The 19,970-nt window shown below is 74.3% G+C and carries 17 protein-coding genes; 8 read left to right on the top strand and 9 right to left on the bottom strand.

Annotated features, from left to right (window positions below; translation table 11 throughout):
• Positions 1-103: 103 nt before the first annotated feature.
• The 6 genes from ACIQ8B_RS23060 (at position 104) to ACIQ8B_RS23035 (ending at position 6,809) form a co-directional block, all read left to right on the top strand.
• On the top strand, positions 104-1,363 hold the full coding sequence (locus ACIQ8B_RS23060) for a helix-turn-helix domain-containing protein (RefSeq protein WP_403549195.1): 1,260 nt from the start codon (positions 104-106) through the stop codon (positions 1,361-1,363).
• A gap of 558 nt (positions 1,364-1,921) precedes the next feature.
• Positions 1,922-2,704, top strand: coding sequence for an ABC transporter ATP-binding protein (locus ACIQ8B_RS23055; RefSeq protein ID WP_403549193.1), 783 nt, complete (start codon positions 1,922-1,924; stop codon positions 2,702-2,704).
• Positions 2,701-3,504: an ABC transporter ATP-binding protein gene (locus ACIQ8B_RS23050; protein ID WP_403549191.1), complete on the top strand. Its 804-nt coding sequence runs from the start codon at positions 2,701-2,703 to the stop codon at positions 3,502-3,504. The genes ACIQ8B_RS23055 and ACIQ8B_RS23050 overlap by 4 nt, the downstream gene beginning before the upstream one ends.
• A complete protein-coding gene (locus ACIQ8B_RS23045) occupies positions 3,501-4,397 on the top strand; it encodes a branched-chain amino acid ABC transporter permease (RefSeq protein WP_290003357.1) in 897 nt (298 codons plus the stop codon). The genes ACIQ8B_RS23050 and ACIQ8B_RS23045 overlap by 4 nt, the downstream gene beginning before the upstream one ends.
• Positions 4,390-5,532, top strand: a complete 1,143-nt coding sequence (locus ACIQ8B_RS23040; RefSeq protein WP_106411029.1) for a branched-chain amino acid ABC transporter permease — start codon at positions 4,390-4,392, stop codon at positions 5,530-5,532. The genes ACIQ8B_RS23045 and ACIQ8B_RS23040 overlap by 8 nt, the downstream gene beginning before the upstream one ends.
• Positions 5,529-6,809 (top strand): ABC transporter substrate-binding protein, encoded by a 1,281-nt coding sequence (locus tag ACIQ8B_RS23035; RefSeq protein WP_106411028.1) that lies wholly within the window; start codon positions 5,529-5,531, stop codon positions 6,807-6,809. The genes ACIQ8B_RS23040 and ACIQ8B_RS23035 overlap by 4 nt, the downstream gene beginning before the upstream one ends.
• Positions 6,810-6,856: 47 nt before the next feature.
• On the opposite strand, the gene ACIQ8B_RS23030 is transcribed toward ACIQ8B_RS23035, so the two are convergent.
• Complete coding sequence (locus ACIQ8B_RS23030; RefSeq protein ID WP_106411027.1) at positions 6,857-7,339, bottom strand: MSMEG_6728 family protein; 483 nt, start codon at positions 7,337-7,339, stop codon at positions 6,857-6,859.
• A 93-nt stretch (positions 7,340-7,432) separates the two neighbouring features.
• The gene (gene mgrA / locus ACIQ8B_RS23025; RefSeq protein WP_290003361.1) at positions 7,433-8,476 is read right to left on the bottom strand and encodes an L-glyceraldehyde 3-phosphate reductase; all 1,044 of its coding nucleotides are present in this window, start codon (positions 8,474-8,476) and stop codon (positions 7,433-7,435) included.
• 221 nt (positions 8,477-8,697) lie between these two features.
• Between mgrA and ACIQ8B_RS23020 the strand changes: the two genes are divergently transcribed.
• Positions 8,698-9,237: a snapalysin family zinc-dependent metalloprotease gene (locus ACIQ8B_RS23020; RefSeq protein ID WP_290003362.1), complete on the top strand. Its 540-nt coding sequence runs from the start codon at positions 8,698-8,700 to the stop codon at positions 9,235-9,237.
• A 204-nt stretch (positions 9,238-9,441) separates the two neighbouring features.
• Here ACIQ8B_RS23020 and ACIQ8B_RS23015 read toward each other — a convergent pair whose 3' ends face one another.
• The 7 genes from ACIQ8B_RS23015 to ACIQ8B_RS22985 form a co-directional block, all read right to left on the bottom strand.
• Complete coding sequence (locus tag ACIQ8B_RS23015) at positions 9,442-10,764, bottom strand: lipase family protein (protein ID WP_403549187.1); 1,323 nt, start codon at positions 10,762-10,764, stop codon at positions 9,442-9,444.
• A 209-nt stretch (positions 10,765-10,973) separates the two neighbouring features.
• Positions 10,974-12,146: a S1 family peptidase gene (locus ACIQ8B_RS23010; RefSeq protein WP_403549185.1), complete on the bottom strand. Its 1,173-nt coding sequence runs from the start codon at positions 12,144-12,146 to the stop codon at positions 10,974-10,976.
• Positions 12,147-12,312: 166 nt separating this feature from the next.
• The gene (locus ACIQ8B_RS23005) at positions 12,313-14,016 is read right to left on the bottom strand and encodes a SpoIIE family protein phosphatase (protein WP_403549183.1); all 1,704 of its coding nucleotides are present in this window, start codon (positions 14,014-14,016) and stop codon (positions 12,313-12,315) included.
• A 166-nt stretch (positions 14,017-14,182) separates the two neighbouring features.
• Positions 14,183-14,650, bottom strand: a complete 468-nt coding sequence (locus tag ACIQ8B_RS23000) for a hypothetical protein (RefSeq protein ID WP_403549181.1) — start codon at positions 14,648-14,650, stop codon at positions 14,183-14,185.
• 77 nt (positions 14,651-14,727) lie between these two features.
• On the bottom strand, positions 14,728-16,035 hold the full coding sequence (locus ACIQ8B_RS22995; protein WP_290003369.1) for a sodium:proton antiporter: 1,308 nt from the start codon (positions 16,033-16,035) through the stop codon (positions 14,728-14,730).
• A 258-nt stretch (positions 16,036-16,293) separates the two neighbouring features.
• A complete protein-coding gene (htpG, locus tag ACIQ8B_RS22990; RefSeq protein WP_403549179.1) occupies positions 16,294-18,201 on the bottom strand; it encodes a molecular chaperone HtpG in 1,908 nt (635 codons plus the stop codon).
• 68 nt (positions 18,202-18,269) lie between these two features.
• Complete coding sequence (locus tag ACIQ8B_RS22985; RefSeq protein WP_290003404.1) at positions 18,270-18,908, bottom strand: TetR/AcrR family transcriptional regulator; 639 nt, start codon at positions 18,906-18,908, stop codon at positions 18,270-18,272.
• A 141-nt stretch (positions 18,909-19,049) separates the two neighbouring features.
• Between ACIQ8B_RS22985 and ACIQ8B_RS22980 the strand changes: the two genes are divergently transcribed.
• Positions 19,050-19,949: an NAD(P)-dependent oxidoreductase gene (locus tag ACIQ8B_RS22980; RefSeq protein ID WP_403549177.1), complete on the top strand. Its 900-nt coding sequence runs from the start codon at positions 19,050-19,052 to the stop codon at positions 19,947-19,949.
• Positions 19,950-19,970: the final 21 nt, after the last annotated feature.

The following is a 19,970-nucleotide window of genomic DNA, read 5'->3' as shown; positions in this document are numbered from 1 at the left end:
GTCCGACGGCGGCCGGCCCGTGGGCTCCCCGTACCTGCCGGGCGCCGGTACGGGGCCGCCGCACGACCACCGCCGGGAAGCCAGACCCTGGGGGGAATGCGCGATGCCTCACGCCGTACGGCCACGTACCCTGCTGCGCCCCGGACCCGTGCCCGCGTCCCGGCCACGGTCCCCGCGCGTGCGGTCGCTGATCGACGCCGACGCGCTGCGCGTGCTGCACCGGGCCGCCCGCGTGCTGCTGGACGACCTGCCGCAGCTGACGGACCGGCTGGTCGCGGTCCTCCAGGAGCAGGAGCCGGCCTATCGCACCGCCGTCGAGGGCGACGCCGTCGCCACCTGGCAGGAGGTGCACCGCTCGCTGCGGCACAGCATCTCCTCGCTGCTGGACCCGCAGGGCGCCCGCGACGGGGCGCGCCGTTGCTCCTGGAAGATCGGCGCCACCCGCGCCGAACAGGGCCTGCCGCTGGACGCGGTGCTGCACGCCTTCCGGCTGGGCGGCTCACTGGTGTGGCAGGGCCTGGTCGACGAGACGTCCCGGGCGGCGCCGGAGGACGTACGGCTGCTGGTGCACGTCGCGTCCGACGTGTGGGACTTCGTCGACGAGCACAGCACCATCGTCGCCGACGCCTACCGGCAGACGGAACGGCAGATGGCGTGGCGGAGGGAGAACAGGGTGCGACTGCTGGCCGCGGCCCTGCTGGACGGCACGAGCCGGATCGCCGACCTGCCCGAGACGGCCGAGGCGCTGGACCTGCCCGAGCAGGGCCGGTACGCCGTCGTCGCGGTCGAGGGGACGCGGTCCCCGGGTTGTACGGCCGCCCAGGCGGTCCTCGCCCCGGGTGTGCGCGTGCACTGGCACACCGGCGTGGACGCCGACCACGGCATCGTCCTCGTCGAGGGGGACGTGGAGGTCGTCGTCCCGGACGAGCAGCCGCCCGGCGTGCGGGTGGGCGTCAGCAGCACGGTCGACGGCCTGGCCGCCGTGGGGGAGGCACGACGGCTGGCGGACACGGCGCTGCGGCTGTGCCCGGAAGCGGGCGGCGCGGTCCGGCTGACCGAGCACCTGCCGGCGGCGCTGGTGGCGTCGAACCCCGACCTCGCCGCCGCGCTGACCGACCGGCTGCTCGGCCCGCTGGCCGGTCTGGAACCCGCCGACGCCGAGGTCCTCCTCGACACCCTCGCCACCTGGCTGGCCTGCGACGGCTCCGCCCAGCGGGCCGCCCGCCGCCTGTACTGCCACCGCAACACCGTCCTCAACCGTCTCCGCCGCTACGAACAACTCACCGGCCGCTCCCTCTCCCGCCCCTCCGACCTGATCGAAGCCAGCCTGGCCCTCACGGCCCGCCGCCTCCTGCGTCCCTGAGCCGGTACGGCACCACGCGCCCTCTCCGGGCGGAACCGCCCTCCGGGGGCGGGCTCCGCCCGGCCGTAGCGGCGCGCGCCCCGGGGGTGCGGGGAACTGCGCGACCGGCCCCCGACGGCCCGCAGCCGCCGGCGGAACAGAGGCGACCCGCCGTCGGCTGGGGGCCCGTGGGCCGCCCCGTCCGCCCCGCACGGGCACCGGCACAACCCCAGCCCGCCCGGCCGTAGCGGCGCGCGCCCCGGGGGTGCGGGGAACTGCGCCACCGGCCCCCGACGGCCCGCAGCCGCCGGCGGAACAGAGGCGACCCGTCCCTGAGGTGTGGGGGAGGCTCCCCGTCCCCCGGACGGGGGCGTGTCAGCCGTCGGCGGGCAGGGAGCGGGCCTCCACAGGCCGCCCGTCCGCCCCGCATGGGCACCCGCACAACCCCCGCCCGCCCCCGTTGGTACGCCGCAGCGTGCGGGACCGGAACGCTGTACCGGCCGGTCACCGCCGTGCTGTCGTGAGCACCCCTTCCCCCGAAGCCGTCGGCGAAGTGCGCGGCGGCCCCGAGGAGTCGTGATGCCCGAAGCACCACCGGACGGCCTGCCCGCGCTGCACGTCGAGGACGTCGACGTGACGTACGGGCGCGCGCTGTCCGCTCTGCGCTCCGTGTCCCTGACCGTGCCGCCCGGCGCGGTCGTCGCCCTGCTCGGCGCGAACGGCGCCGGCAAGACCACGCTGCTGCGCGCCGTCTCCGGCACCCTCCGCCTGCACCGCGGCGCGATCACGGCCGGGCGCGTCCGCTACGGCGACACGGACCTCGACGGCAAGGACCCGGTCACCGCGGTCCGCGCCGGCGTCGTCCAGGTCCCGGAGGGACGCCGGGTGTTCGCCGGGCTGTCCGTCGACGAGAACCTCCGCTCCGGCGGGCTCGGCCTCGGACGGCGCGGACGCGCCCAGGTCCAGGAGGCACGCGACCGCGTCTTCACGCTCTTCCCCCGGCTCGCCGAACGCACCCACCAGGCAGCGGGACTGCTGTCCGGCGGTGAGCAGCAGATGCTCGCCATCGGCCGCGCCCTGATGGCCGCGCCCCGCCTGCTGCTCCTGGACGAGCCGTCCCTCGGACTCGCCCCGCAGATGGTGCACCGCATCGGCGAGGTGATCCGGGAGATCAACGCGCAGGGCACCGCCGTGCTCCTCGTCGAGCAGAACGCCGGCATGGCGCTCTCCCTCGCGAGCCACGCGCACGTCCTCGAGGTCGGCGAGACCCGCCTGTCCGGCCCCGCCGAGGAACTCGCCCGCACCGACGCCGTACGCCGCCTGTACCTGGGCGAGTCGGCGCAGGACCAGGGGGCCGCGTGAACGACCGCACCATCGCCGCACCGCCCGAGCTCGCCGTACGGGACGTCACCGTGCGCTTCGCCGGGCTCACCGCGCTCGACGGGGTGTCCTTCACCGTCGCCCCCGGTTCGGTGCACGCGCTCATCGGCCCCAACGGCGCCGGCAAGTCCACCTGCTTCAACGTGCTGTCCGGGCTGTGCCGCCCCGCCGCCGGCAGCGTCACGCTCGGCGGCACCGAGCTGACCCGGCTCGCCCCGCACCGCATCGCCGTGCTCGGCGTGGCCCGCACCTTCCAGAACATCGTCACCACCCAGGGCACCGTCGCCGACAACCTGATGCTCGGCCGGCACGCCCTCACCCGCGCCGGGTTCACCGCGAGCGCCCTGCGGCTGCCGAGCGCCCGGCGCGAGCAGCGCGACCATCTCGCCCGCGCCCGCGAGATCGCCGAACTGACCGGTCTCGGCGCCCACTTCGACGCGCCCGTCGGCCTGCTGCCGTACGGCGACCGCAAGCGCGTCGAACTCGCCCGCGCCCTCTGCCTGGAGCCCCGTGTGCTGCTGCTCGACGAACCGGTGGCCGGCATGAACGCCGCCGAACGCGCCCGCACCGCCGAGGTGGTGGCCGACCTGCGCGCCGAACTCGGCCTGTCCGTCGTCCTGGTCGAGCACGACATGGGTCTGGTGATGCGTCTCGCCGACGACGTCACCGTGCTGGACTTCGGCCGGCCCATCGCGCACGGCACCCCCGACGAGGTCCGCCGGAACCCCGAGGTGCTGCGCGCCTACCTCGGCACCGACGCGACCGGGGAGGAGGCGGCATGACGGACCTCCTGGACAGCCTGCTGGGCGGACTGGCCCTCGGCGCGGTGTACGCGCTGGTCGCCCTCGGCTTCGTCGTCATCTTCAAGGCCTCGGGCGTGCTCAACTTCGCCCACGGCTCCCTGCTGCTGCTCGGCGGCTACCTCGTCGCCGTCCTCCACGACGACCTGGGCTTCGCCGGAGCGCTCGCCCTGGCGGTCGTCGTCACGGCCGCCCTGGCCGGGGCGCTGGACCGGTTCCTGCTCCAGCGCGGCGGGCACGACGCCCACTCCGCGCACGTGCAGACCATCGTCACCATCGGCATCGACATCGTGCTGCTCACCGACCTGGCCCGCCGCATCGGCGGTGACCTGCTGTCCCTCGGCGACCCGTGGGGCGACGCGGTGACCGACCTGGGGCCGCTGACCGTCGCGGACAGCCGGCTCGCCGCGATCGCGGTGTCGGCCGTGGTCATCGGCGCGGTCTTCGCCCTGTTCCGGTTCACCCCCTGGGGCCTGTCCCTGCGGGCGGCGGCCGAGGACACCGAGGCCGCCGCGCTGATGGGCGTACGGCTCGGCCGGGTACGGGCGGGCGCCTGGTGCCTGGCGGGCGCGCTCGCCGCGCTGGCCGCGGTGTTCCTCGCCGCGTTCCCCGCCCCGGGCCTGGAGCGCACCACCGGCCAGATCGCGCTCAACGCCTTCCCGGCCGCCATCCTGGGCGGGCTCGCCTCCCCGGTCGGCGCCCTCGCGGGAAGCCTCGTCATCGGGCTCACCGAGGCGCTCGTCATCGGCTACCAGTCCGAACTGCACGTCCTCGGCGACGGGTTCGGTGAGGTCGCCCCGTACGCCGTGATGCTGCTGGTGCTCCTCGTGCGGCCCAACGGGCTGTTCGGCGCGAAGGGAGCGGCCCGTGTCTGACCGGATCACCGCGCTCCTCACCCGTCGCCGCGCCACCCTGCTCACGGTCGCTGTGCTGCTGTGCCTGCCGCCGTTCTACCTGGACGCCTTCTGGCTGCGCATCGGCCTGTTCTCCATGGCGGCCGCCATCGGCGCCATCGGCCTCGCCCTGCTCAGCGGCACCGCCGGACAGCTCTCCCTCGGCCACGCCTTCTTCCTCGCCGTCGGCGCGTACGGCTACACCTGGCTCGCGGGCGACCCGGGCCCCGGGCTGCCGACCGCCCTCGCCGTGCCCCTCGCGGTGCTGATGGCCGGCCTCGCCGGCGGGCTGTTCAGTCCCGTCGCCGGCCGGGTCAAGGGCATCTACCTGGGCATCGCCACCCTCGCCCTGGTCTTCCTCGGCCACCACGTCCTGCTCACCGCCGAGTCGGTCACCGGCGGCTTCAACGGCCGTTCCGTGCCCCCGCTCTCCCTCGGCGGCTTCACCTTCGACGCGGGCGACGAACTGACCGTGCTCGGCGTGCCGTTCGGCGCGGAGGAGCGGCTGTGGTTCCTGGGGCTGGCGCTGTTCGCGCTGACCTGGTTCACCGCCCGGGGCCTGCTGCGCTCCCGCCCCGGCCGGGCGCTGGCCGCCCTGCGCGACAGCGAGACCGCCGCCGCCGTGATGGGCGTCGACGTGGCCCGGCACCGCTCGGCCGCCTTCGTGGTGTCGTCGATGTACGCGGGCCTCGCCGGGGTGCTGCTGGCGCTCGCCTTCCGCCGGGTGGTGCCGGACTACTTCTCGCTGGTGCTGTCCGTCGACTACCTCGCCATGATCGTCATCGGCGGCCTCGGTTCGGTCGCCGGAGCCACCGCCGGCGCCGTCTTCGTCACCGCGCTCCCGCTGCTGATGACGCGCTACGCCGACCAGCTCCCGCTGGTGGCCGCGCCGGGCTCCGCCGAGGGCGCCGTCGGCCCCACCGAGGCCGCCCGCTACCTCTACGGCGCCGCGATCGTGCTCGTCCTGCTGTACGCCCCCGACGGGCTGCACGGTCTGGCCCGCCGGGCCCGCGACCGCCTGCGGCGCCGCCGCACCCCGACCGACGTCCCGCATTCCGCCGTTCCCTCGCCCCCGCCGCCGGCCGCGGCCGCACGACCCAAGGAGCACACCCCGTGAACACCAGACACACCCGCCGCCCCCGCCGCCGCGCCGCCGGGGCCGTCCTCGCCGGCACGCTCGCCCTGCTGCTCGCGGCCACCGGATGCAGCTCCAAGACGGAGGGCGGCGACAAGGGCGACGCCGCCGACGGCGTCCGCACCGGGCCCGGCGTCGACGACGACACCATCAGACTCGGCGCCCTCACCGACCTGACCGGCCCGTACGCCACGCTCGGCAAGAGCATCGTGCAGGCCCAGCAGATGTGGGCCGAGGAGACCAACGCCAAGGGCGGCATCTGCGACCGCGAGGTCGAGATCGTCGTCAAGGACCACGGCTACGACGTGCAGAAGGCCGTCACCGCCTACGCCGACATCGCCCCCGACGTCGTGGCGCTGCCCCAGGTCATCGGCTCCCCGGTGGTGGCCGCCCTGCTCGACGACATCCAGCGGGACAAGGTGCTCACCTTCCCGCAGGCCTGGGCGGCCTCCCTGCTCGGCAAGGACGCCGTCCAGGTGCTCGGCACCACCTACGACGTCGACATGATCGCCGCGGTGGAGTTCCTCACCCGCACCAAGGGCCTGAAGAAGGGCGACACCATCGGCCACGTCTACTTCGAGGGCGACTACGGCGCCAACGCCCTGGAGGGCTCCACCTGGGCGGCGGAGCGGGCCGGGATCAAGGTGGCCGGACAGAAGATCCAGGCCACGGACACCGATCTGTCGGCGCAGGTGTCGGCGCTGCGCAAGGAGGGCGTCAAGGCCGTCCTGATCAGCGCGGGACCGGCGCAGACGGCCTCCCTGGTCGGTGTCGCCGCCTCACGCGGCCTGAAGGTCCCCGTGGTCAGCAGCGCCCCCGGGTTCGCGCCCCAGCTGATGGAGACGCCGGCCGCGCCCGCGCTCGCGGCGATGCTGCACGTGGTCAGCGCGGCGCCCGCCGTCAGCTCCGACCTGCCCGGCGTCCGGCGCATGGTGGCGTCGTACCAGAAGAAGTACCCGGACTCGCCGGTCGACTCCGGCGTGCTGTCCGGCTACAACGCCGCCCAGCTCATCGGCGAGGACCTCGCCAAGGCGTGCGAGGCGGGCGGCCTGACCCGGGAGGACGTCGTCAAGGCGCACCGCTCGCAGACCAACGCCGACACCGGGCTCGGCACGCCGCAGAACTTCTCCGACGTGAACCGTCCCGCCAGCGTCGAGACGTACGTGCTCAAGCCCGACGCGAAGGCGGTCGGCGGCGTGGTGAACGCCGAGGACGCGCACGCCGCACCGGGCGTGGAGGAGTACCTGTCCTCCCGCTGACGCACCGGTGACGCCCCGGCGCGCCTCCACGGGAGGGGCGCCGGGACTCAGCCGGCCGCCGCCTCCGGGTCGCGGTCGGAGGACGGCCAGACGTACGGCAGGTCGTCCGGCTCACCGGGGAACAGCTCCCGGTACACGTCCGGGTCCTTGCGCACCAGCGCGGAGCGGTGACTGCGGTGCACGGCCTCGTCGCCGAGCCACGGCGGCAGCTCACCGGCCTGTGCCAGCTCCTCCTGGCCGCGCACCGGCGCCCCGGGCCGGACCGTGGCGAGATCGGCGACCAGGGTGGCCGCGCAGCTGTCCTGGTGGCCCCGCTCGCGCCACACCCGGCAGATCTCCAGGCCGTAGCGCACCAGCGCCTCCTCGTAGCCGGTCCACATGCGCACCGCGGGATGGCGGCGCCAGCCGTAGCCGGGGACGATCAGCCCGCGCAGCACCTGGAGCGCCTCCACCCGCTGTTTGCCGAGCCGCTTGCGGTCGAGGACCAGCGCGGATCCGCAGAAGTCGGGGTAGGGCAGGAAGGTCTGCATGTGCGGCCGTCCGGGAGATGGGGGGCCAAGCGGGTCTCCGCACCTCAGTTCCCCGAACCGGGCGGGGCACACGTCCTCCCGCCCGGCCGCGGGTCAGCCGAGCGCGCCGAGGCGGGCGTCCCGCCACAGGTCGACGCCGCCGTCCGTGGCGTACGAGTCGATCTCGGCCAGCTCCTCGTCGGTGAAGTCGAGGTTCTCCAGCGCGGCCACGTTCTGCTCCAGCTGCTCGGTGCGCGAGGCGCCGATGACCAGCGAGGTCACGCGGGGGTCCCGCAGCGCCCAGGCCAGGGCCATCTGCGCCAGGGTCTGCCCGCGCCGGGCCGCGATGCCGTTCAGCGCCCGCAGCCTGCGCAGCATGTCGTCCGTCAGCCAGCCGGCGTCGAACGAGGTGCCCGCCGCGGCCCGCGAGTCCCGCGGCACGCCGTCCAGGTAGCGGCCGGTGAGCAGCCCCTGGGCGAGGGCGGTGAACCCGATGACGCCGAAGCCCTGCTCCTGCGCCACGTCCAGCAGCCCGTCCGTCTCGATCCAGCGGTTGAGCATGTTGTACGACGGCTGGTGGATCAGCAGCGGGGTGCCCAGGTCGCGCAGGATCTCCGCGGCCTGACGGCTGCGCTCGGCGTCGTACGAGGAGATGCCGACGTAGAGCGCCTTGCCCTGCCGCACCGCGGTGTCCAGGGCGCCCATGGTCTCCTCGAGCGGCGTGGTGGCGTCCAGCCGGTGCGAGTAGAAGATGTCCACGTACTCCAGCCCCATGCGCTTCAGGGACTGGTCCAGCGAGGCGAGCAGGTACTTCCGGGAGCCGCCGCCCTGGCCGTAGGGGCCGGGCCACATGTCCCAGCCGGCCTTGGTGGAGATCACCATCTCGTCCCGGTAGGGGGCCAGGTCCCGCTTCATCAGCCGGCCGAAGTTGATCTCGGCGGAGCCGTAGGGCGGGCCGTAGTTGTTGGCCAGGTCGTGGTGGGTGACGCCCAGGTCGAAGGCGCGCAGCGCGATGGCCCGCTGGCTCTCGAAGGACCGGTCGTCGCCGAAGTTGTGCCAGTAGCCGAGCGACAGCAGGGGCAGGTCGAGCCCCGAGCGCCCGGTGCGCCGGTAGCGCATGGTGCCGTCGTAGCGGTCAGGGGCGGCGAGGTGGTTCATCGGCGCGGTCTCCGGTGGTGCGAGCGGGGTGTCCCGGCGGGACGGTGTCGATCCTGGGCCCACAGTGCCCCCGAGCGATCCGGAAGTCCAACCGGTACGTCGCATGGGACTGAGCAGCGGGGCTTCTGAATCGCCGGGGGCCGGTGATTGACCGGCCGGGCGGCGGGAAGTCGCTCCCCAGCGGCACTTCGACCGCCGCCTTCCCCCACAGGAGGTCGATCATGCGGGTCCGTACGCTCACCGGCGCCGTGGCCGCCGTGCTCGTCCTGGCCGGACCCGTGGAGGGCGGGCAGGACGGGGCGGCCGGGACCGCGGACACGGCGGCGCCCGCGGGCCGGACCCGGGTGCTCACCTACGACACGAGCGGCGCCGGGGAGTTCGCGTCCGCCGTCGACCGGGGAGCGGCGGTGTGGAACGACAGCGTCGACGCCGTGGAACTGCGTCCGGTGGAATCCGGCGACCGCGCCGACATCCGGGTCGTCGTCGACGACGGCTGGCCGCGCGCCGTGCCCGGGGGCCTGGGCAACGGCATCGTCCACTTCGGACGGGAGGCGGTGGCGCAGGGCCACTCCACGGTCCGCATCGCCGCGCACGAACTGGGCCACATCCTGGGCCTGCCGGACCGCAAGCCCGGCCCGTGCTCCCGCCTGATGTCGGGCGCCAGCGCCGGGCCGTCCTGCGACTCCGCCCGGCCGAACGCGGCCGAGCGGGCGGAGGTCGAGGAGAAGTTCGCCCGCGCCCCCGCCGCGCTGTTCATGTGACCGATGTGACTACTGAGGCGATCCCCGCTATGGTTGTCCCAGGTCACGGCGAGGACGAAACCCCACCGCCCGGCCGTGCGTTGGTGGTCCAAGGAAAGACGCCCCGCTTCCTGCGGGGAGATGCAGGTGCAAGGCCTGCCCAGCGCTCCGCTCACGAGCCCCGTCCCGCAGTCGCGGGGCGGGGCTCGTGTCGTCGCACGGCGCTCACGGCTGCGCGGGCATGGTCCGGCAGTTGGAGCTCGTGGCCTTGCCCTCGAGCCGGTCGGTCAGCCAGTCCACCGCGTCGCCCTGGTCGGTCAGCAGCGGCGCCAGGTGGTTGGTGAGCAGCTTGTCGCCCAGGTTCGGCAGCCGTACCGCCTTGTAGGTGACGTCGCCGCCCTTCTCGCACCAGTCCACGGCCAGTTGCCGCGCCTGCGCGTGCGGCACGATGTCGTCCTGCACGCCCGTCACCACGCGGACCGGACCGGTGGGCCGCAGCCGTCCGAGGCGCTGGTCGTCCAGGACGGCCCGGGCGGCGGGCTCACCGGCGATGACCTCGCCGATGGACTTGCCGCTCCTCGTCCACTTGGTGCTCCTGGTGAAGCCGTAGCCCAGGATCACGTCGCCCACACAGGTGGTGGAGATGTCCTCCAGCGCCTTGCGTCCGGTGTCGTTCATGTTCGCCTCGACGACCTCCCGCAGTGCCGGCGAGGCCTGGGCGAAACCGTTGACGGACCAGCCCAGCGCACCGGCCAGCGCGCTGCCGTCGATGCCCTTGGTGACTTCGGTCAGGTCCGCGGGCGGGGCGCCGCTGTAGGTGCCGACGAGCGGGACGTCGGGCGCGTAGGTGCGCTGGAGTTCGGCCGCGGAGGCGCTGGCCCCGCCGCCCTGGCTGTACCCGTACATTCCCACCCGGGAGGCGGCGGTGACGGACGCGCCGGGCACGGAACGCGCCGCACGGGCCGCGTCCAGCATGGCGTGGCCCTCGTCGACGCGGTTGACGTAGGTGTGCAGCCGGTCGGTGGCGCCGAGGCCGACGTAGTCGGTGACGACGACCGCCGCGCCGGTGGAGAGCAGCCGGTGGACCGCGAGGGTCTCGTACCCGAAGGAGACGGTCTCCCCGGTGAGGGTCAGCGGGTTCTCCAGGGCGAGGGAGGGGGCGCACTGGTCGCCCTGGCCCATGGTGCCGGAGCCGACGACGACCAGGGGGCGGGGTCCCGCGCCCTTCCAGTCGGCGGACGGCTCGATGTAGGCGCCGGTGACGGCGACCGGCTCGCCGCCCGAGTCGGTCGAGGTGTACAGCAGGCGGGTGGCGGTGCCCGGCAGCCGGCGGCCGTCCAGACCGGGCAGGCTCAGCCCGAGGCGCAGGGGCTCGTGGCGGATCAGCTTGCCGCTCCCCGACGGGAGTTCGGCGGGCGGGGTGTAGAAGGCGGGGATGGTGACGCCCCGTGACACGACCGGGTCGGTCGCCGCGGCGGGCGACGCGGACGCGCACACGCAGGCCGTCGTCGCGACGACGGTGGTCAGCACGCTGCTGATACGGCTCACGGCTCTCTCCTCGCTGCGGCTGCAGAAGATGGAACCGAAAACTAACAACGCTCGCTTACCGCCGGTAACCCGCGAGTGAGTTACGGACCGGTAACTCTTGCGGCCGGCGGACGGTGGACGGCGGACGGCGGACCGCGAGGCGTCCGGACGGCGCGAGGGGCGGGTCCCGCCGAGGAGTTCGGCGGGACCCGCGCGTGCCGGAGGCGGTGTCAGGCCGTGTGCAGTGTCAGCCCGTAGCGGTTGAGGATCTCGTTGACCGGCTGGAACCAGGTCTCACCTCCGCCGGAGCAGTTGCCCCAGCCGCCGGAGGTGACGCCCTGCGCCTGGTCGCCGCTGAGGTACGAACCGCCCGAGTCGCCGCCCTCGGCGCACACGCTCGTCTTCGTCATCTGGTGCACCGCGCCCTCGGCGTAGTTGACCGTCTCGTTCTTGGCGAGCACCCGGCCGCAGTGCCAGCGGGTGGTCGAACCCGAGCGGCAGACCGAGGCGCCGACCGGCGCCTCGGCCGAGCCGCGCACCAGCTGGTCCGGCACGGTGCCCCAGCCGAGGACCACCGGCACCGTCCACCAGCCGCTGCCCACGTTGACCCAGGCGTAGTCGTCACCCGGGAAGGAGGACCCCTGGAAGTTCCCGATGTACGAGCCGTCCCAGCCCCGCACCTGCTGCCCGGCCCGGCCGCAGTGCCCTGCGGTGACGAAGCCGCCGTGCACCGAGAAGCCGATGGAGCAGCGGACGTTGCCCGTGTAGTACGGGTCGCCGCCGACCGTGCCGGCGGCGAACGTGGACGGCGCGTCCGCCACCGTCCGCACGGTCACCGGGCCGGCCTCGCGTGCCTCGGCCACGAAGGCGCGGACATCGTTGTCGCCCCGCTGGTCCTCGACCACGTTCACCACGACCGCGTTGGCGGCCGGGTCGACGGACCAACTGGCCACGCCCGCGGGGGCGTCGAGGCGGTCGAGGCGGGACTTGACCGCGTCCAGCCGGCGTTCGGTGTGCTCGACGGTGCGGACGGCGGCGCCGGACTCGCGCAGGGCGCGCACGGTCGTGGCGTCGGCGTCCGGGGTGACGGCGACGGTCAGTCTGCCGCTGCCCGCGTCGAACCAGGCGCCGCCGTAGGCGGATCCGGCGGTCTCGCGCGCCTGGGGCGCCAGGGCGGTCGCCGCGCGCTCGGCGGCCAGGCGGTCCTCCGCCTCGGCGCGGGTCAGGCCGAGGTCGCGCTGCATCGCGCCGAGCAGCCCGGGGGAGGCGGGTGCGGATGTGTCGGCCGTCGCGGAGGCGGGAGCCTCCTGTGCCGAGGCGGGGAGCGTGCCCGCCGCCGCCCAGCTGCCGATCAGCAGGGCGGCGGCCACGGCCGCATGCGTGAGTCCGGTGCGTCGTCTCATGGAAGGTGGCCCTTCGTCGTTCCCGCAGAGGTGGGGGTGGAACAGACATGGTGAGAGCGCTCTCACCCGAGCAAGGGTGAGCCTAGCGAGTGGATCATGGCAGGTCTATGCCAAGTTTTTGGCCACTGTTCGGCCGCCGGTCCCGCCGCCGGTCCCGGGTGACCCCCTACGCGGCGGGGACGCGCACGGTGAGCAGGGCGACGTCGTCGTCGTTGCCGGCCGGGCGGGTCCGCTCCAGCACCAGGTCGGTGAACCGGGCCGGCGGGTGCTCCGCCAGGGCGGCCGCGTGCCCGCGCAGCAGCTCCAGCCCTTCGTCCAGGGAACGGCTCGGCTCCTCGATCAGGCCGTCCGTGTAGAACAACAGCGTGGAGCCGGGCGGCAGTTCGGTCTCCCCGTCGGGGCGGGGACGGTCCGTGCCGGTGCCGATCAGCATGCCGTGCCCGTCGGTGAGGTAACGCGCCTCGCCGTCCCGCGTGACCAGCAGCGGGGGAGGATGGCCCGCGTTGGTCCACACCAGCTTCCACCGCCCGTCCTCCGTGCGGGACATGCGGGCGAACAACAGGGTCGCCATGGTGACGTCGGTGATGTGCACGGTCGCCCGGTCCAGCCGGGAGACGATGGCGCTGGGCGGCTCCTCCTGGGCCCACGCGTAGGCCCTCAGCACGTTGCGCATCTGCGCCATGCCCGCCGCCGCGTCCAGGTCGTGCCCGACGACGTCCCCGACGGCCAGCGCCGTCGCCCCGTCCGGCAGCACGAACGCGTCGTACCAGTCGCCGCCCACCTCGGAGGCGTCCGGCGCGGCCACGTACCGGGCGCTCATCTCCAGCCCGGGCACGTGCGGGAGCTGCGGCAGCAGGTGACGCTGCATCGTCTCGGCCACCTTGCGCTGCCGCTCGTAGAGCCGGGCGTTGTCCAGCGCCAGCCCGGCCCGCCGGGAGATGTCCTCCAGCAGCGGCAGGTCGTCCGCGGTGAACGCCTCCGGCCACTCGGCGCGGCCCAGGGTCAGGGCGCCCAGCACCTCGCGCACGCCCCGTATCGGCGCGATGGCCGCCGAGTGGATGCCGGTCTCCGCGAACAGGCGGCGCTGCTCCGACCCGAGGAGGGAGTCCGGCCTCAGGTGGAGGGAGGGGTCGGCCAGCGCGGGGGAGACCCCGCGCAACGCCCGCGCCAGGGGCAGCAACGAGTCCTCCGGGACGGGGGAGAGGGGGCCCTCGAGGTCCTCGCGCCGCACCAGACCGCCGCCCTGCGCGTGGACCACGGCCGACCGGCGCACCCCGCCGCGCTCGGTGACCAGGTCGACGACCGCCCAGTCGGCGAGCTGCGGCACGACCAGCCGCACCAGCCTGCGCAGCGCCTGCTCGACGTCCAGGGTGGCGGTGAGCTGGGTGGTGGTCTCCGCCAGCAGGGCCAGCCGCTCCAGCTCGGGCAGCGGGCTGCTGAACCGGTTGCCCGGGGTGCGCGTCCCCTCCGGGTCGTGCGGCGCGTGGAAGAGCACCAGGGTGCGTTCCGCCCCGTCGTCCGTGCGGCACGGGGTGACCAGCCAGGACACCGGGAGGAGCGAACCGTCGCCGCGCTCGAACCACTCCTCGTCGGACTGCACCGTCCGGCCCGCCATGTAGGCCTGGCGCATCCCGCACTGGGCGCGCGGCAGGGAGGCGCCGTACCGGCTGCGGTGCAGCAGCTCGTGCGCGTCACGGCCGAGGAGCTCCCCGGCCGGCCGCGCCAGCAGCTTCTCGGCGTGCGCGTTCACGGCCACGACCGCGCCGTTCGCGTCCACCACGTACGCGCCCGTGTCGAGGGACGCCAGCAGCGAGCCCAGCGACGCCGGTGCCGCCGGGGTGATCCCGCGGCCCGTCGTGTCCCGCGTCATCCCGCGATCCCCGTCCGGCGGGCGGCCCGCTCCGTCACGTGTCGCACCTCCCGTGCTCCGCTCCGTCCGGGCGCCTCCGCCCGGTCACCCCCGCGGGCGAATGCGGTCCCCGTGCACCGGGAGCGCCACGCCCGTCTCTCCCAGCCTGGCGGTCTGCCGCGCCCGGTCATGCGCCGTCCCCCTCCGACCGTTCGGCCCGGCGCGCGGCGGCGGCCGCCGCACACTCGGCCGCCGCCAGTTCCCTCTCGGCCGTCCGGTCGCGCTCCCGCGGCTCGCCGAGCTCCGCCCGCGTCCGCTCCGGCCCCGTACGGGCCCGGACGAGCTGTTCCTCCAGGGCCGCCGCACGCTCACCGGCCCCCCGTCCCCGCTCACCCGCCCGGCCCGGCGCGTGCCGGACCTCCCCGCGGGCCGCGCGCCGCTCGCGCCGCCGCGCCTCGGCGGCCCGCGCCTCCTCCCGCTCGGCCGCCTCGTTCTTCCTCGCGGCCGCCGACTCCCTCTCCGTACGCGGCGTCCGGGCGCGCGCCGGGCGTGCCTCCCGCCGGGCGACGAAGTCCGACGGCGGCAGCGCGTACAGCTCGTCGAGGTCCGCCTCGACGTCGTCCTGAGGGCCGGGCCGCCCGTCCTCGCGCCGCATGATCCCCAGACAACACCGAACCGGGTGGCCCCGCACATCGGGACGGACCGCCGGCCGTGCGGTCGCGGACAGCAGGTTCACAGGCGCTCGCCGGCCACTTCGTGGGCCCCGGGATCCGGTCCCGCGCCCTTCGCCTTGGCGCGGTGCAGCCGCAGCCGGTCCAGGCGCGAGATGACGGGCGTGGCGCTCACCCCGTGCAGCACCACCGAGGCGACCACCGTGAAGGTCACCACCGCCCACAGCACCTCGGCGGGCACCCCGAACTCGTGGGAGGCCAGCGCGTACGCCAGGTAGAACAGGGAGCCGATGCCCCGGATGCCGAAGAACGCGGTGACCGCCCGCTCCCGGGGGCCCGCCGCGACGCCGAGCTGGGCCACCCATCCGGCCGCCGGACGGACCACGAGCAGCAGCAGCACGCCCACCGCCGCGCCCTGCCAGGAGAGCGGCGCCAGCCCGCCCTGGGCGACGAAAGCGCCCAGCAGGAACAGCAGCACCGCCGTCAGCAGCCGTTCGATCTGCTCCACGAAGTCGTGCAGCACCCCGTGGTAGCCGTGGGCGCGCTCCGCCGAGCGGATCCGGCAGGCGGTGACGAACACGGCCAGGAAGCCGTAGCCGTGCACCAGCTCCGTCACCCCGTACGCGAGGAACGTCACGCCGAGGGCCACGAACCCCTCGCTGTGCTCCGACAGCCGTATCGCCCGCCGTTCGGCGCGGAAGAACAGCCGGCCCAGCAGCGCCCCGACGACCAGCCCCGCGGCCACGCCCGCCGTGCACTTGTACAGCAGCTCCACCAGCAGCCAGTGGCCGACGCCGCCGCCGGTCGGCTGTCCGCCCGCGGCGGCCAGCGCCATGGCGGCCGCGACGAAGGGGAAGGCCAGCCCGTCGTTCAGCCCCGCCTCACCGGTCAGCGTGAAGCGGACCTCGTCCTCGTCGTGCTCCGCGTCCGTCGGCTCCCCGACCCGCACCTCGGAGGCGAGCACCGGGTCGGTCGGCGCGAGCACGGCCGCCAGCAGCAGCGCCGCCGCCACCGGCCAGCCGAGCATGCCCCAGGCGAGGGCGGCGACGCCCACGATGGTCAGCGGCATGGTGATGCCGAGCTGCCGCCACACGCCCTGCCAGCGGACGCGGCCGAAGGGCCGGTTCAGGGCGAGACCGGCGCCCATGAGCGAGAGCACCACGCAGATCTCCGCGAGGTGCTCCACCCACACCCCGTCCGCCACCGGGTCGATCTCCGGCAGCGGGAGCGGCAGCAGCTGGACGGCGGCGCCGAGGGCCAGGAACACCAGGGGCAGCGACAGCGGCCGGCGGGCCAGCAGCCGCGGCAGCACGGCCGCGGCGAGGGCGACCGCGCCGAGGAGGGCGAAGAGGAGGTCTGCTGTGGTCACCGCTCACTTGTGCCCCTTCCTCCCCGTCCGCACGCCGCCCGCCGTCGCGAAAGTGTCCGGCCGCCGGGGGTGACGTCCGCCACGGGGCAGCTCCGCGGATCCGGGACGCGCCCTGCGCGCCGGGCGAACCGCTGCCGTGGGTCCCGGCCGGACGGCGTCCGGCCGGGACCCACGGCAGCCGGGCGGGCGCCCGCCGTTCCCGCCCGCGTCCGACGGGCGGGGACGGCGGGCGGCATCGCCCGAGGGGGCCGCGTCATCTCACAGGGTGCGCTCCAGGCGGTCCGCCATCAGCTGCACGAAACGCGCCGGGTCCTTGGGCCGGCCGCCCTCGGCCACCACGGCCAGGGCGTGCAGCAGCTCGGCGGTGTCGGTGAGCTCCGAGCGGTCCTCCCGCTCCCCGAACGCCTCGTTCAGCCCCTTCACCAGTGCGTGGTCCGGGTTGAGCTCGAGGATGCGCTTGCTGCGCGGCACCTCCTGCCCCATGGCCCGGTACATGTTCTCCAACGCCGGCGTGAGGTCGTCCGCGTCGGCGACGAGACAGGCCGGGGACCGGGTGAGCCGCGTCGACAGCCGGACCTCCTTGACGTCGTCGTCCAGCCGCTCCCGCATCCAGCCGAGCAGACCCGCGTACGCCTCGGCCTGCTGCTTCTGCTCGTCCTCGCTCCTGTCGTCCTCGCGTGCGTCCAGGTCGATCTCGCCCTTGGCGACCGACCTCAGCCGCTTGCCCTCGAACTCGCCGACGGCGTCCGCCCACACCTCGTCGACCGGGTCGGTGAGCAGCAGCACCTCGATGCCGCGCTCCCGGAACGCCTCCATGTGCGGGGAATTGTCGATGGCCTCGCGGGACTCGCCGGTGATGTAGTAGATGTCGTCCTGGTCCTCCGGCATCCGCTCCACGTACTGCTTGAGCGTGACCGTCCCGCCCTCCTCGTGCGTGGAGGCGAAGGACGCCACGGCGAGCAGCGCGTCCCGGTTGTCGGGGTCGGTGACCAGGCCCTCCTTCAGCACGGCGCCGAACTCCCGCCAGAACGTGGCGTACTTCTCCGGGTCCCCGGTCATCATGCTCTTCACCGAGGACAGCACCTTCTTGGTGAGCCGGCGCTGCATCATCCGGATGTGCCGGTCCTGCTGGAGGATCTCGCGGGACACGTTGAGCGAGAGGTCCTGCGCGTCGACCACGCCCTTGACGAACCGCAGGTACGCCGGCAGCAGCGCCTCGCAGTCGTCCATGATGAACACGCGCTTCACGTACAGCTGGAGGCCGTGCCGGACGTTCTGCCGGAACAGGTCGTGCGGGGCGTGCGACGGGACGAACAGCAGGGCCTGGTACTCGAAGGTGCCCTCCGCGTGCAGCTGGATGGTCTCCAGCGGCTCGCGCCAGTCGTGGCCGATGTGCTTGTACAGCTCGTGGTACTCGTCCTCGGACACCTCGTCGCGCGAGCGCGCCCACAGCGCCTTCATCGAGTTCAGCGTCTCGGGCCCGGCCGCCTCGCCGTCGTCGCCCTTCTCGCTCTTCTCCCCGACCAGCCGGACGGGCCAGGTGATGAAGTCCGAGTAGCGCTTGACGATCTCCTTGATCTTCCACACCGACGTGTAGTCGTGCAGCTGGTTGTCCGGGTCGGCCGGCTTGAGGTGCAGCACGACGGAGGTGCCCTGCGGCGCGTCGTCCACCCGCTCCAGCGTGTACGTGCCCTCGCCGCGCGAGCACCAGCGGGTGCCCTGCTTCTCGCCGGCCCGGCGGGTCACCAGGGTGACCTCGTCGGCGACCATGAACCCGGAGTAGAAGCCGACGCCGAACTGCCCGATCAGCCCCTCCGCGCCGGCCGTGTCCTGCGCCTCCTTCAGCTCCTTCAGGAACTGCGCCGTGCCGGAGTTGGCGATGGTGCCGATGAGCTCGCCGACCTCGTCGTACGACATGCCGATGCCGTTGTCCCGCACGGTGAGCGTCCGGGCGTCCCGGTCGATCTCCAGCTCGATGTGCAGGTCGGAGACGTCGGCGTCGAGCGTGTCGTCGCGCAGCTTGGCCAGCCGCAGCTTGTCGAGCGCGTCCGAGGCGTTGGAGACGAGCTCACGGAGGAAGACGTCCTTGTTCGAGTAGACCGAGTGGATCATCAGCTGGAGCAGCTGACGAGCCTCTACCTGGAACTCAAACGTTTCGGTCGACATGGTTCGCGATTACCTCACTGGTCCATGAAACGCTGGATACGGGCGCGATCACTGTAGTCAACGCGGTGTCAGCTCACCGGGGTTCCGCCCGGTCCGCCGGTGCCTCCGGACGCCCCGGGCGCGGTCACCGCCGCGTCCAGCAGGGGGCCGAGTTCGCGGACCGCCGTCGTCAGAGCGCGCACGCTGCGCTCGGCGCGGGCGATGAGGATGGCCCCTTCGAGGGAGCTGATCATCAGCGTGGCGAGCGGCCGGCTGCGCTCCTCGGGCACGCCCATGTCCGTCAGAGCCGTGGCCACCGCTCCGGTCCACCGGGTGAAGGCGGCCTCCGCGGCCTGCCGGGTGGAGTCGGCCGTCCGGACGCAGTCCACCGTGGCCGCCGCGACCGGGCAGCCGCCGTCGAACCCCTCGGTCTCGTACTCGTCGGTCCACTGGCGGACCATCTCGGCGAACAGACCGGACGGGGTCGGCTCGGGCAGCGCGGCCAGAAAGCGCGCCACCCGGTTCCCGGCGTACCGGCCGGCCCAGCCGACGGCCTCGTTGACGAGCTGTTCCTTGCCGTCGGGGAAGTAGTGCTGGAGCGAGCCGCGCGGCGCCCGCGCGTGGGCGGCCACCTCGCGCATCCCCGTCGCGCCGACCCCCTCGCGCCGGATCAGCTGGGCGGCGCTGAAGACCATCCGCTCCCGCGGCCCCCGCTCGCCCCCTGCCATCCCGGCCTCCCGCACGTCCTCTTCCCACCGGCCCGTCCAGCCTATGACCACCGTCATAGGAGCCGCTACTATGACAGCCGTCATAGCCGGTGGCTTCACAGGGCTCGGGGCGGCTGCGCGGCCCGGAAACGGTGGTGCGACATGCAGGTGGGTTTCATCGGGCTCGGAGTCATGGGCCGCCCCATGGCGCTCAACCTCGCGCGCGCCGGGACCCCGCTCGTCGTGTGGAACCGCACCCCCGGCCGCTGCGCACCCCTGCGCGAGGCCGGCGCCGAGGTCGCCGAAAGCCCCGCCGAGGTCTTCGCGCGGGCGGAGACCGTGCTGCTGATGCTGGCCGACGAGGCGGCGGTCGACGCGGTGCTCGGCCGCGGCACCCCCGGCTTCGCCGCCCGCGTGGCCGGGCGCACCGTCGTCCACATGGGGACCACGTCCGCCGAGTACTCCGCCGCCCTGGAGAAGGACGTGCGCGTCGCCGGAGGCGCCTACGCCGAGGTTCCCGTCTCCGGCTCCCGCGTCCCCGCCGAGCAGGGGCGCCTGGTGGCGATGCTGGCCGGTGACGACTCCGCCCTCGCGTCCGTACGCCCCCTGCTCGCCCCGATGTGCCGCGAGAGCTTCGTCTGCGGACCGGTGCCGAACGCCCTGCTGATGAAGCTCGCGGTGAACCTGTTCCTGATCACCCAGGTCACCGGGCTCACCGAGGCGTTCCACTTCGCCGACCGGCACGGGCTCGACCGCGCCCGCTTCCTCGACGTGCTGGACGCGGGTCCCATGGCCAGCTCCGTCTCCCGGATGAAGGCGCCCAAGCTGCTCGCCCGGGACTTCGCGGTGCAGGCCGCCGCCGCCGACGTGCTGAAGAACAACCGCCTGATCGCGGAGGCCGCCCGCACGGCGGGGGTGGCCTCCCCGCTGCTCGACGTCTGCCACGCCCTGTTCGAGGAGACCGTGGCCGGCGGGCACGGCGGCGAGGACATGGTGGCCGTGCTGCGCGCCCTGGAGGCCCGCACCGACGGGACCCGGGCGCCCGGCGGCGGCGCAGCCTGAGCCCCCCGACAGTGCCTGACC

It is taken from the genome of Streptomyces sp. NPDC096105 (genome assembly GCF_044763335.1).
GTDB lineage: Bacteria > Actinomycetota > Actinomycetes > Streptomycetales > Streptomycetaceae > Streptomyces.
This window is presented reverse-complemented; position numbering and strand designations above follow the sequence as displayed.